This is a genomic window from Psychrobacter sp. 1Y11 (genome assembly GCF_052259045.1).
In the GTDB taxonomy this organism is placed as follows: domain Bacteria; phylum Pseudomonadota; class Gammaproteobacteria; order Pseudomonadales; family Moraxellaceae; genus Psychrobacter.
This window is the reverse complement of the sequence record NZ_JBQQER010000007.1, coordinates 199,594-212,745: the sequence shown is the minus strand read 5'-3', so window position 1 is coordinate 212,745 and position 13,152 is coordinate 199,594. Positions and strand designations below refer to the sequence as shown.

The window sequence follows — 13,152 nt, the reverse complement described above, 5'->3', positions numbered from 1 at the left end:
TTGAATAAGTCATCGTTTATTTCATTAAATGCAATTGTTAATAGGATTGTATCGGTTTTATTTGGATTAGACTATATTTAAAGCTAAAGTAAATCTTATTATATATTTTAAACTTTAGTCAGCAATTAACATTTTAGAACTTATTAGTCGATATGTTATAGGGGACTAATAAAAATGTAAAACCTGCGGTCATAATCCATCACCCTTCAAATATTAGTTTAGCTTATTAGCCGCTAATAAAAGTTATGATAAAATAGTACCGAAGTAAGGTCACTTTATTTGGCAACTGCACTATATGCTCTTATCACCCTTCTTAATTAAATTGATAAACACTGATGAGTATTGACTATCAGTTCAAACCTCATGAAAAACCGTTTATGGTTGGCTCTCCTGCCAATCCTGATCATCCTGCGCGCCGCAAAGTCCTTTATTTACTGATTGGAATTTTCATCGGTCTAACTGCTAGTTTTCAAAATGGTCTTCTGGTCGCTAACTTACCCCAAATTCAAGGCGAAATGGGACTGACTCCAGTAGAGGGTGGTTGGATATCTGTCGCTTATAATATGACTAATGCTTGTATTACGGTGCTGCTATACAAAATTCGTCAGCAATTTGGCATGTCGCTCTTTAGTAAAATTACTCTGTTTTTTTTATTAGCGGCTACTAGTTTGCAATGGTTAGTAAGTAGTCATTTATTGAGTACGACTACCGGTATTATCATCAATGCTTATCATTTAGAAATTATCGCGCGTGCTCTTAGTGGCATTGTTGCTAGTGCTATGACCGTGCTAGCTATTTTTTACTGCCTTCAAGGTATGCCGAGCGCCAAACGTATTAGCGGCTTGATTTTAGGTTTTGGTTTATTGCAGTTTGGCACCCCATTATCACGAATCATCTCGCCTTATCTAACCGCTGATGGCTTACTTGAGAGTTTATTTTTATTTGAGCTTGGTCTGGCACTGATATGCTTTGGACTGATTAATCTACTAGAGCTACCACCGGGTATTACCGAAAAAGTCTTTGAGAAACTTGATATTTTAAGCTTTGCTTTCTTTGCTAGCGGCCTTGCAGCCTTAGCAGTATTCTTAGTGCAAGGTAGAATTCAATGGTGGACGACTCCTTGGTTGAGCTACCCTCTAATCATTGCGGTCGCGACTATCTCGATAGCTTTATGGATTGAAACTCATCGCCAAAACCCTATGCTGCAAGTGCGCTGGATGCGTAGCCGCAATATTATTGCCTTTATGATAACCGGCGCTGTGATGCGTATTTTATTATCTGAGCAAAATGTAGGAGCAGCTGGGTTACTAGCCAATCTTGGCTACGCGAATGAACAGCTCATTACTTTTTATGCCGTGATATTAGCCGCCAGCGTGCTAGCTTTGAGCATTAGCATTTTTACTACCAAAGCTATAGATTTGCGGCGTCCGATCATTTTTTCGTTAGCTTTGATTGCCTTAGGAGCATGGTTGGATACGGATGTTTCTTTAAATTCAGCCCCTTATATGTTTTATCTCAGCCAATTTCTTATTGCTTTTGCCGCCGTCTATTTTATGGGGCCAATGGTTTTTGAAGGGATGTTCCGAGCTATCTCTAATGGACCCGCTTATATTATAAGCTTTTCGGTGATTTTTAGTATTTCACAAACCGTGGGTGGTTTGGCAGGTGCCGCCGCCATCCAAGCCTTTACTACTATTCGTACTCAGATGCATTATGCGGATATGGTCAGCTCACTCAATTTAGGTGACCCTGGAGTACTGAGTCAGCTGACAGATGCGCGTGCAGCACTTTCTACTCAAACGCTGGACGCGAATCAAGCAAGTATAGCGGCCATGGGAAAAATTGCTCAAGGTATTCAGCGCCAAGCTAGCGTTGCCGCTTACGCTGATTTATTTTTTTTAATGGCGACTATCGCTACCCTAACCATGCTCATATTATTAATAAGCTATCTCTATAATCGTTACCATAAGATTAACCCTCTTGCCAAAGAGCTAGCAGCCATAGCAAAAATGCGTGAACAAAAATAATGCTTTTCTTCATACTCATCACTTATATTACAACTATATTGTTAACTTGAAACAATAAACACTCAATGCCATTAAAGCTAACTCACATGCTTATGCCAAACTATAGGAGCGCGTTATGAGCCAAGAAAAACTTAATGAGCTTGACTCAAAAACGCCAGTAGAAAACAACCCTACTCCAGATTCTAAGACCACCACTCCGGCTGCCGATAAGACAGATTTAGATGATGACTCGCAAGCACCTTCCCTACCTCCTGAAGAACCTATCTCCTCTCCGGCAGGTTGGTCTCCCAAAAAGAAGTCTTATCTGAATTTAGCATTACTCATTGGCTTAATTATTCTCGGCATTGCCTTAATTTTATATGCCTGGAAGCTCCCCCCTTTTACCCCCGTTGTGAAGCAAACGAATAATGCTTTTGTGAAAGGTCAAACCACGGTAATCAGTCCGCAAGTCTCAGGTTATGTCACTGAGGTTGCGGTAGAGGATTTTGCTAACGTGCAAGCGGGCGATTTGTTAGTCAAAATTGATGACCGTACCTTTCAGCAGCAGCTCGAGCAAGCTGAGGCGAATATAGAAGTGGCCGTTACCAATCGTTCCAGCAACGCTCAGGATACGCAAACCAGTCAAGCACAAATCGAAGCGCGTGCAGCTGATTTGTATAGTGCTAAAGTAAGCGTTGATAGTGCTGTTGAAGATGTCAATCGTTATCAAGGTTTAGATGCTATCGGCGCTGTATCAAAAGCTGAGGTTGCTCATACCAAAGCGGCGTTAGCACAAGCGCAAGCGGGAGTACAACAAGCGCAGGCGAATCTACAGGCTGCTCGCGAAAACCGCAAAAAAACTAGCAGTAGTCGCTCTTCATTAGATGCCAATATCAAAAATGCTGAAGCGGCCGCCAAACAAGCAAAAATCAGCTTGGACAACACTGTTATCAAAGCTCCGGAATCAGGACAATTAAGCCAAGTCAGCGTAAAAGTTGGTCAGTATGTCAATGCCGGTACTCAACTGATGTATATCGTACCCAAAGGCGTTTGGATTATCGCTAATTTCAAAGAAACTCAAGTGGCAAATATAGCTATTGGTGAGCCTGCATCAATTCGAGTTGACGCGCTAGACGGTGCAAAATTCAACGGTCATGTCAGCAGCATCTCACCGGCAACTGGTAGTGAGTTCAGTGCCGGCGCGGCCAATCCTGCTACCGGCAACTACATAAAAATCGCTCAGCGCATCCCAGTGCGTATTGATCTAGAACAAAATCAGCCTGAGCTGGCAAAACTACGTCCAGGTATGTCGGTGTCAGTAGAGGTCGATACTGAGAACCGTTAAAAAATTGTATTACAATTTTAGGTTCGCAAGGGAAGTCCTTTAAATAGGATTTCCTAAAATTTGTCCTAGCGCTAGTGATAACCCACGGAATCAACAAAACTAATTTTGAAATACCAAAAAAGCCACTTTAAACTGAATTAACAGCGATAAAATGGCTTTTTGTACTACTCATTAAACGTCATGCTACGGTAATAAGCGTTTGGTCGTCCAACAACTGTTTTCTTTGCTATAAACGATGCGATCATGCACACGATTGGCACGACCTTGCCAAAACTCAATACGCTCAATCGTAATCTCATAACCACCCCAAAATTCAGGCGTTGGCACTTTGGCATCTTGAGGGTACTCTTTTAATAACTGAGCAAACTTATCCTCCATCACTTCCCGATTGGCCACTTCCCCGCTTTGCGGTTGACTCACCCAAGCGCCGACTTGACTATCATGCGGGCGCTTCTGAAAATACTGAGCCGACTTATCAGCAGCTATTTTGGCAATAGAGCCACTGATACGCACTTGACGCTCAAGCTCGTGCCAAAAAAACAGTACTTCAGCATTCGGGTTTTGAGCGATGTCTTGGCCTTTTGCGCTCTCATAATTGGTATAAAAGACGATACCGGTATCCGTCACTTCCCGCAATAAGACGATACGCACGCTAGGCTTGTTATCTGCGCCGCATGTCGCAAGACTCATCGCATAAGGCTCTTGTACTTTTTGCTCTAGCGCTTCATTCATCCAAGCTTTAAATAGCGTAAATGGCGACTTTGGTACCAAGGACTGATCAAGCTCACCTTTTTCGTAAGACAAACGCTGATCGGTAAAATCCATACTCATAAAGACTCCTTTTGTGAATGTTAAACGCGCCTAGCCCAAGTGAGCTTTGATTTGGTCGGCGAGCTCATTCGCCATCACATCACATTCTATCTCATCATCGGACTCGACCATTACCCGAATCATCGGCTCTGTGCCTGACTGACGAATAAGCAAGCGACCACGACCCTCAAGCTTAGTACGGGCTTTATCAAAAGCTGCGACCAGCTCTGGATTGGCAAACGGATCTTGCATTTTCGCCAGACGCACGTTGACTAGCTTTTGCGGTAAGACTGTGAAGTCTTCAATTAAAGCGCTTAAAGCTCTATCTTGTTCTTGCATCACTGCGAGTACTTGTAGCGCTGCTATAATCGCGTCGCCGGTGCGGCTCTTATCTAAACATAAAATATGGCCTGAGGGCTCGCCGCCTAATATCCAGCCTTTCGCTTCCAGCTCATGCATCACGTAACGATCACCAACTTTAGCGCGCGCAAACTCAATATCTTTCGCTTGTAGCGCCAGCTCTAAACCCATATTGCTCATCAAGGTACCGGCAACCCCTTTCGCCAGCTGCTTGCCTTGCGTGGCGAGCACATAGAGAATACCATCACCGTCGACTAGATGACCTAAGTCATCCACCATCACAATACGGTCGCCATCGCCATCAAGCGCGATGCCGACATCTGCATTATGTTCTAATACTGCTTTTTGCAGCCCTTCAGGATGCGTGGAGCCGCATTCAGAGTTGATATTGATACCGTCAGGCGTATTATTAATGGCAATCACGTTAGCGCCAAGCTCGCGTAGCACTCTTGGCGCTACGCTATAACCCGCCCCATTGGCGCAGTCCACGACGATTTTGAGATGATCTAAATCATGCTGATAAGGGAAGCTGCCCTTACAGAACTCAATATAGCGGCCCTTTGCATCATCAATGCGATGGTTTTTACCTAGTTTGGCAGGATCAGCAATAGGCATCATTAGCGCCGCCTCGTCTGCTGGATCCGCTGTCATGATAGCATCTAATTTCGCATTGATAGCGTTTTGCATCTCATCGTTAAGTTTTTTACCATCACCTGAGAACAGCTTGATACCATTATCATAGTACGGGTTGTGAGAGGCTGAAATGACTACCCCAGCATCGGCATTAAAGCTGCGAGTCAGATGAGCAATCGCAGGCGTAGGCAGCGGCCCTAGCATATGAACATCGACGCCTGCAGCATTGAAGCCTGCTTGCAACGCGCCTTCGATGACATAGCCCGACAGCCGCGTATCTTTACCGATGACGACACTTGGCTTACGCGCAGCATGGCTTTGGTTCTCTATCAGTACTTGTCCGGTCACATAGCCTAATTTAAGAATAAAATCAGGGGTGATTGGTAACTCCCCAAATTTCCCACGAATACCGTCTGTACCGAAATAGCTCATTATTATGACATCCTTACACTCAATTTAAAAAACACCTAACAACCAGTATAACCATCCTTTTATAAGGGGCTTTACTACTCAGTTATTTTACGAAAAAAAACAGTCAACAATGACAGAGCATTGTTGACTGTTTGTATCTCGCTATTATTATATTATAAATAACGCTTGTAGTTTGATAAAAGATTTCACACTTAAGCGCTTATGCGCGATAGCTTATACACGATAGTTAGGCGCTTCTTTAGTGATTTGCACATCATGGACATGCGACTCTTTCATACCTGCTGAGGTGACTTTGATAAACTGCGGATTGCTACGCATTTCCTCAATAGTCGCGCTGCCTGTATAACCCATCGATGAGCGCAAACCGCCGACCAATTGATTGACGATACCAGCGACTGGACCTTTATAAGGAACACGGCCTTCGATACCTTCGGGCACTAATTTTTCTACGCCATCTTTGGCATCTTGGAAGTAGCGATCCGAGGAGCCGTTTGAGCCTGACATCGCGCCAAGGCTGCCCATACCGCGATAAGCTTTATAGTAGCGACCCTGAAAGAGCTCAACCTCTCCTGGCGCTTCTTCAGTACCTGCCATTAAGGATCCGACCATGATACAAGAGGCGCCAGCAGCGATAGCTTTGGCCATATCTCCTGAATAACGGATACCGCCATCAGCAATCAGCGGAATGCTGTTTTTTAGCGCGCTTGCAACATTATCAATCGCCGATATTTGTGGCACGCCGATACCAGCGATGATGCGAGTAGTACAGATAGAGCCAGGACCAATACCGACTTTTACCGCATCAGCGCCTGCATCACGTAAGGCTAAGGCGGCATCTCCTGTGGCGATATTACCACCGATAACTTGGATATTTGGAAAGTTCTTTTTAATCCAAGAAACCTTTTCGATCACACCTTTAGAATGTCCATGAGCGGTATCAACGACTAATACATCGACATCAGCGGCGATCAAAGCTTCTACGCGCGACTCAGTGTCCGCCCCAGTGCCAACAGCGGCGCCGACGCGCAGACGACCTTTATCATCTTTACAAGCGTTCGGATTGTTTTCAGCCTTAGCAAAGTCATTGACCGTAATCAAACCGCGCAGACGAAAATCATCATCAATGACAATCACTTTTTCAATGCGATGCTCGTGCAGCAATTTTTTGATATTCTCATTACTCTCGCCTTCATGAACCGTTACTAATTGCTCTTTTGGGGTCATGATCTCACTGACAGGCTGCTTTAGATTGGTCTCAAAGCGCCAATCACGATGAGTGACAATACCGACGACTTTATCAGTGCCTTTTTCTACGACTGGTACACCTGAGATGTTATTGTCCTCAGTGAGCCTTAATAGATCGCCAATAGTCATCTCAGGGTGGACGGTAATAGGATCGACAACCGTACCGGCTTCAAACTTTTTGACGCGGCGTACTTGCGTGGCCTGCTTATCGATATCCATGCTTTTATGCAAAATACCAATGCCGCCCAATTGCGCCATAGTGATGGCCATCTCAGATTCAGTCACCGTATCCATAGCAGCAGAGACTAAAGGTAGATTCAAAGTGATATTTCTGGTTAAGCGTGTAGAGAGATCGGCAGATTTTGGCAGGACTTCAGAATAGGCGGGTAACAATAACACGTCATCAAAAGTTAAGGCTTCATCGACAATACGTAACATACATACCCCTAATAGTGGCTATTTTGATGGGTGGGAGCTAGACTGCAAGATGATAAAGGCGTAAATATAACGCAGCAGCTATCTTGATGTCTTAGTTATCCCTTTAAAATAACGCCATATTATAGCAAATTCAACGCCTTCTCACATCCTATTTTTATCGCTAAGTCTCTTTAATTAGTGTCTTTATTTAGTCCTCTTTAAAAGTTATGCGTTCGGTTGGTAGATACGATTTTTGTTCCTCGTACAAATAAGCAAGCATGACCTCACGGACTTGGCATTCGAGCATCCAAGCATTCAGTGGACTATCAGAAGCTAGCGCGCCGCGTAGGGTAATCGTATCTTCGTTAACTGCAGTGGCGATGAGCTCAGGTGTAGTCTCACCATCCCATAGTTCGTTTTCTTTAACCACGGCAATAAATTTTTGTCTAATGACCTCAACATCGACGCCATAATCAACATAGAGATAAACCGGCCTTGTTTGATGTGATTCCGTATGTGACCAGTTCTCGACAATCTCAGTGACAAAATGGCGCATCGGTATAATTAACCGCCGCTCATCCCAAGTTTTGAGCACCGCATAGGTATATCGCAGATCCTCAATAGTCGTCCAATCGCCTTCTATCATCACAGTATCAGCGATGCGCACAGGCTGAGTAATAGCTACTTGCATGCCAGCGATTATATTGCCCAAAGTAGGCTGCGCCGCCACCCCAATCACTACCCCAGCAATACCCGCTGACGTTAATAAGGTTTTCCCTAATCCCTCGACATTGGTAAACTCACTGATGCCAATCCAAATACTGCCCAAGATCATAACAAAAATAAAGACACGCCTAAATATCGAGACATAAGTGAGACGTATACGGTATTTATCGAGCTGCTCTTCACCCAAACTATCGATTTGTAAGTCTTGATAACGGTTGGCAAAAAAATGAATGATCCGAATCCCTAGCCATACCGTACTAATGACTAAAAACACCCAAATGATCGGCCGAGTCGCGGTTGCTACCGCATCAAGATAAGGAAAGCCGCCGGAAGCTAAGGTATAGACCAAAGAGAAGCTAATGGTTAAGGTCAAAGGTACGGTCAGTTTATTGGCCATATCCTTAACACTACGGCGTCCTACGCTCTCGCTCGTTTGCTTATCGCTTTTACTTGCTCCCATATTGATAAGCTTGCCAACGCCTGTACTTAGCAGCCACCCCAGACCCATAGTCGTTAGGAAAAACAACAGCAAAGCGCAGTATTCCCATATAGCGATACCGAAGAGACGCGCGGTCAGTATTAAGGGCAAATAACGCTCAAATTTAGCGGGTTGATATTGCTCATACAGATTATCTATATTACCAACAGTGTGCGCCGAAAACACCCAAACTGGCTGCTGCTCGCCAACGCGCACACGCTCTATAGAGATAGGTACTCGGCGCTCACGATAATCTATATAGCCCAAGCGGATTGAGCGACGCGGAATGCCGCGCACGCTATTACTGCTGCCTATCGTTGGCTCAATCAAACCATCGGGACGATCCGGCATATCGTTGAAAACATACAGCTCTTTTTTACGCAATAAATAATCTAGGCGTTTTGAGAGCTCAACGGCGCGGTTAGGCTGGCGCTCACTATCAATCAGGTTCATATTTAGTGCATAAGCTGCCAACCCAAATTGCTGTTTCATAATAGCGGATTGAAAAAACTCCATCGTTGCTAGTGGACTCGATAAATGCGGTGGTTCAGACAAAGGTGGCAAGCCTTCATTGAGCTTATTTAGAGGATAATAGTTGGCGTTATAGTCTCCTATAATCTCAGTATCGCCTTGCAAATACCCAGCTTGCGGCACTGCTATTTTTTCTGAGGGATCAAGGACCTTGTTAATCATTTTGGCAGGGTTGATATCTTCTAGATCGATACTCTTAATTTTATCTTCAGCGTAATCAACGATATTGTCAGGCTGAGTGGTGATAGATATCGGCGAACTATCAGCCGTATTAGCTTGACTGTCTTGGCTATCTTCGACATTTTCTGCAGCATAGACAGGTAGATAGATAATCGAGAGTAATAACCAAGCCGTCAGTATATAGACTATCCCCATACTGCTTGAGCGCAAAGAGCTCGTAGCACCCTTAGTCTTAGCTACATTATTGGGCAGAGGGTTATCAAGCACAACCGTATTGGGCATAACAGTAACGCCCTTAGACGCATGATGCTTAGTATTACAAGGCATTACTTTGCACCGCTTAGCACTACAGGATATAAGAGCATGAAACTTTGTCATATTTATAATTTTCTGGCAGAAGTATGCTGATAAATTAAAGCAGTCCATAACATAAAGCCAGTATAGAACTGACTTTATTTGTTAGTCTACGTATTTTATCTACTTAGCTTATAAAGTCGCTCCACTATAAAAATAAAAAACCGTGCTAATGTGTTTTTCTTCATACCCCTTAGCTTTTACTTCTTTTTTTCTACTTTTTCAGTTCTCTTTAAAGGTGATACGCTCAGCTGGCAGATAAGGCTTTTGTTTATCATAAAGATACTTTAGCATTTGCTCTCGTACTTCACATTCTAGCATCCAAGCATCATCAGGATTATTAGCTGCTATAGTGCCGTACAGCTCAATAGTATCCCTAGCGACTGACAGCACCTGCAGCATAGGCTCAGTTTCGCCATCCCAGTATTGACTGGCTTTGACCACCTCGCTGTATTTTTGCCGAATACCATCAACATTGATGCCATAATCTACGAGTAAAGAGACCGTGCGCGTTAGATGAGATTCAGGATGCGACAAGTTTTCGATAGTCTGATTGACAAAATAGCGCATCGGCACAAATAAGCGGCGCTCGTCCCAAGTTTTAATAGTGGCATAGGTGTAGCCTAAATTCTCGACTGTGCTCCAATTACCATCAATCATAATCGTGTCACCGATACGTATGGGCTGGGTAATGGCGATCTGCATGCCAGCGACGATATTACCAAGTGTCGGCTGCGCGGCAATACCAATAATCACACTCAAGATACCGGCTGAAGTCAATAAGGTCTTGCCAAGTCCTTCTATATTGACAAACTCGCTCAAGCCTATCCAAACACTGCCAAGCACCATAACAAAGATAAAAACGCGCCGAAATATCGACAAATAAGTACTACGCTGGCGATACTCATCGTACTGCTCCTCGCCCAAACTTTCGATTTGCAGATCCTCGTAGCGATTGGCAAAAAAGTTAATCACGCGGATACCTAGCCATAAGACGCTCAGTACTAAAGCTACCCATACGATAGGCCTAGTGTCCGTGGCGATAGCCTGTATAAAGGGAAAACCACCTGACACCAAAGTAAATACTAAAGAAAAACTAATGGTAAAAGTCAGCGGCACAGTAAATTTATTGACTAATTCAGTGATGCTTTTTTTATGACCCACTTTAGACAGCACTTCATTACTCGTATAGTGATCTATTAGTTTACCAGTGAGTCTACTGAACACCCATCCCACCGCGATAGTGATGAAGAAGAAAATGAGTAAGGCTAAAAACTCCCAAACAGCGATACCAAAAAACCTTAACAGTAGCCATGAGGGCAGATAGCGCTCAAACGTCGCCGGTTTGTATTGCTCGTAGAGCTTATCGATATGGCTGACCGTTTGTGCTGAGAATACCCAAACCGGCGTGTTGTCCTCTATCTTTACCCGCTCGATAAATATCGGTATGCGGTGCTCTAAATACTCTATGTCGCCAAGCCGAATAGAGCGGCGCGAGACGCCATGAATGCTGCTCCCTCCTCCAAAAGAAGGCTCAATCAAACCATCAGGACGATCCGGCATTTTATTAAAAACATAAAGATTTTTTCTATTTAATAAATAATTAAGACGTTTAGACAGCTCAATACCGCGGCTAGTTTGGGTGCTGGGCGCAAACAAATTCAAGTTTAGCGCATAGACAGCTAAATCAAACTGCTCCCTCGTTACCGCCGTTTGAAAAAACTCTAAAGTTGCCATCGGCGTTAATAAATTGGGCGGCGGTGATAATGGCGGCAACCCCGTATTCAACTTTTCTAACAGATAATAGTTTTCGTTATACTCTCCTTTAAGCTCAGTATTTACTTGTAGCTTATCGGCCTGCCTTGCTTGCTGCTGAGTTTGTACGCTAGCAGACCCTCCCCTCTCTTCCGTTGCTGCATTGAGCGAAAAGGAGCAGAGACTCAGCATAAAAAGTAAGAAAACATGTATTCGCATGGAGTGTTATCGCTTATCAAACTACTTTAAATATAAGCTAATTGAGTCCATTAAAAAAAGCCAGCATTAAGCTGGCTTTATCTATGAGTATTTGTAGTTATCTTGGTGGTTTTGTCCGTTTATAGCAGCAGCTGTGTCAAGCGCGGCGCCAAGTCGTGCCAGCGCTACTATCCTCAAGCTCAATGCCCGCCTCTTTTAGTTGACCTCGAATCTCATCAGCCCGCGCATAGTCTTTATTCGTTTTGGCGTCGCCACGCTCAGTAATAAGCGCATCAATAGCCGCATCACTAAGCCCATCCTCCGACTCTTCACCAATAACTGCTTGCAAAAACTGCTTTGGCGGTTGCTGTAAGATATTTAATGATTTGGCGAGCGCTTGCAGCTGCTGGGCTGACTGCCAAGCCTTAGCTGTATCTTCCGCTTTTGCCGCTTTATTGACTTCGCTTGCTAGACCAAACAAGACACTAATAGCCGCTGAGCTATTAAAATCATCATTCATAGCGGCCATAAAGTCTTGACCTGCCACGCTTTGATACGCTTGATTGATAAGCTCATTGTCAGTCTCAAGCGCTTGATTCTGTTGTTGCTCAGCGATTTTAAGCGCATTATATAATCTACTTAGGCTGTTATGCGCTTCATCTAAGGCGCTATCAGAGAAATTTATTTGACTGCGGTAATGGCTCGATAATAAGAAAAACCGAACAGTTTCTGGATGATATCTGTTAGTGACTTCGCGTATGGTAAAAAAATTGCCCAAAGACTTAGACATTTTTTCGCCATCGACATTAATAAAGCCAACGTGCATCCAATTGTTCGCGTACTCACAGCCTGTCGCTGCCTCCGATTGCGCAATCTCGTTTTCATGATGCGGAAACTGCAGGTCATGACCACCGCCGTGGATATCAAAGGTATTACCCAAGCATTTAGTCGACATGGCAGAGCATTCAATATGCCAGCCTGGACGCCCTTGCCCCCAAGGAGACATCCACTGCGGCTCGCCTGCTTTTGCCGCTTTCCATAGAACAAAATCAAAAGGATTGTGCTTGATACTTTCAACTTCAACGCGAGAGCCCGCTTGCATCTCATCAAGCTTTCGCTTGGAGAGCTTGCCATAATCGGCAAAGCTATCGACGGCATAATAAACATCGCCGTTATTGGCAGCATAGGCATAATCGCCTTCGATTAAAGTGGCGATCATTTGCTGCATCTCATCGATGTGATCAGTCGCGCGCGGCTCTGCATCTGGACTCAAGCAGCCAAGCGCGGCAGCATCTTCATGCATCGCTTTTGTAAAGCGTTCAGTCAGAGTGCCGATATCTTCATTATTTTCGATAGCCCGCGCGATAATCTTGTCATCGATATCAGTAATATTTCGCACATAATTGACGTCATAACCTAATTGGGTCAGCCAACGCACTACCATATCAAAAGCCACCATCACCCGAGCGTGACCGATGTGACAGTAATCATAAACCGTCATGCCGCAGACGTACATTCCTAACTTGCCAGCCACTAAGGGCTGCAAGGACTGCTTGCGGGCAGTCAATGAGTCGTATACAACAAGCTGAGACTGCGCATCGGTAACTGAGGTAGTCATAACAAAATAGCCTTTTGATAAAATAAAGTGATATAAATATTAACGCATTATCTTAGCGAAAACG

General features: G+C 44.2%; 8 protein-coding genes. 2 read left to right on the top strand and 6 right to left on the bottom strand.

Annotation, left to right across the window (positions count from 1 at the left end; translation table 11 throughout):
* Nucleotides 1–335: 335 nt before the first annotated feature.
* Both ACTXGJ_RS08425 and ACTXGJ_RS08420 read left to right on the top strand, forming a co-directional pair.
* Nucleotides 336–2,027: an efflux MFS transporter permease gene (locus tag ACTXGJ_RS08425; protein WP_439241285.1), complete on the top strand. Its 1,692-nt coding sequence runs from the start codon at nucleotides 336–338 to the stop codon at nucleotides 2,025–2,027.
* Nucleotides 2,028–2,142: 115 nt separating this feature from the next.
* A complete protein-coding gene (locus ACTXGJ_RS08420) occupies nucleotides 2,143–3,351 on the top strand; it encodes an HlyD family secretion protein (RefSeq protein ID WP_439241287.1) in 1,209 nt (402 codons plus the stop codon).
* A 183-nt stretch (nucleotides 3,352–3,534) separates the two neighbouring features.
* Here the strand turns inward: ACTXGJ_RS08420 and pdxH are convergent, their stop codons facing one another.
* The 6 genes from pdxH to cysS form a co-directional block, all read right to left on the bottom strand.
* Entirely contained in the window at nucleotides 3,535–4,176 is a 642-nt protein-coding gene (gene pdxH / locus ACTXGJ_RS08415) for a pyridoxamine 5'-phosphate oxidase (protein ID WP_439241357.1), read from the bottom strand.
* Between the two features lie 36 nt (nucleotides 4,177–4,212).
* Nucleotides 4,213–5,586, bottom strand: coding sequence for a phosphoglucosamine mutase (gene glmM / locus ACTXGJ_RS08410; protein ID WP_439241289.1), 1,374 nt, complete (start codon nucleotides 5,584–5,586; stop codon nucleotides 4,213–4,215).
* A 213-nt stretch (nucleotides 5,587–5,799) separates the two neighbouring features.
* The gene (guaB, locus tag ACTXGJ_RS08405; protein WP_439241291.1) at nucleotides 5,800–7,269 is read right to left on the bottom strand and encodes an IMP dehydrogenase; all 1,470 of its coding nucleotides are present in this window, start codon (nucleotides 7,267–7,269) and stop codon (nucleotides 5,800–5,802) included.
* 187 nt (nucleotides 7,270–7,456) lie between these two features.
* The gene (locus tag ACTXGJ_RS08400) at nucleotides 7,457–9,445 is read right to left on the bottom strand and encodes a mechanosensitive ion channel family protein (protein WP_443565644.1); all 1,989 of its coding nucleotides are present in this window, start codon (nucleotides 9,443–9,445) and stop codon (nucleotides 7,457–7,459) included.
* A 294-nt stretch (nucleotides 9,446–9,739) separates the two neighbouring features.
* Nucleotides 9,740–11,491: a mechanosensitive ion channel family protein gene (locus ACTXGJ_RS08395; protein ID WP_443565643.1), complete on the bottom strand. Its 1,752-nt coding sequence runs from the start codon at nucleotides 11,489–11,491 to the stop codon at nucleotides 9,740–9,742.
* Nucleotides 11,492–11,627: 136 nt separating this feature from the next.
* On the bottom strand, nucleotides 11,628–13,088 hold the full coding sequence (gene cysS, locus ACTXGJ_RS08390) for a cysteine--tRNA ligase (protein WP_439241297.1): 1,461 nt from the start codon (nucleotides 13,086–13,088) through the stop codon (nucleotides 11,628–11,630).
* Nucleotides 13,089–13,152 lie beyond the last annotated feature (64 nt).

Coding starts and splice junctions, on each gene's coding strand:
- ACTXGJ_RS08425 (WP_439241285.1), top strand. CDS start 336: ATGAGTATTGACTATCAGTTCAAACCTCATGAAAAACCGTTTATGGTT.
- ACTXGJ_RS08420 (WP_439241287.1), top strand. CDS start 2,143: ATGAGCCAAGAAAAACTTAATGAGCTTGACTCAAAAACGCCAGTAGAA.
- pdxH (WP_439241357.1), bottom strand. CDS start 4,176: ATGGATTTTACCGATCAGCGTTTGTCTTACGAAAAAGGTGAGCTTGAT.
- glmM (WP_439241289.1), bottom strand. CDS start 5,586: ATGAGCTATTTCGGTACAGACGGTATTCGTGGGAAATTTGGGGAGTTA.
- guaB (WP_439241291.1), bottom strand. CDS start 7,269: ATGTTACGTATTGTCGATGAAGCCTTAACTTTTGATGACGTGTTATTG.
- ACTXGJ_RS08400 (WP_443565644.1), bottom strand. CDS start 9,445: ATGCCCAATACGGTTGTGCTTGATAACCCTCTGCCCAATAATGTAGCT.
- ACTXGJ_RS08395 (WP_443565643.1), bottom strand. CDS start 11,491: ATGCGAATACATGTTTTCTTACTTTTTATGCTGAGTCTCTGCTCCTTT.
- cysS (WP_439241297.1), bottom strand. CDS start 13,088: ATGACTACCTCAGTTACCGATGCGCAGTCTCAGCTTGTTGTATACGAC.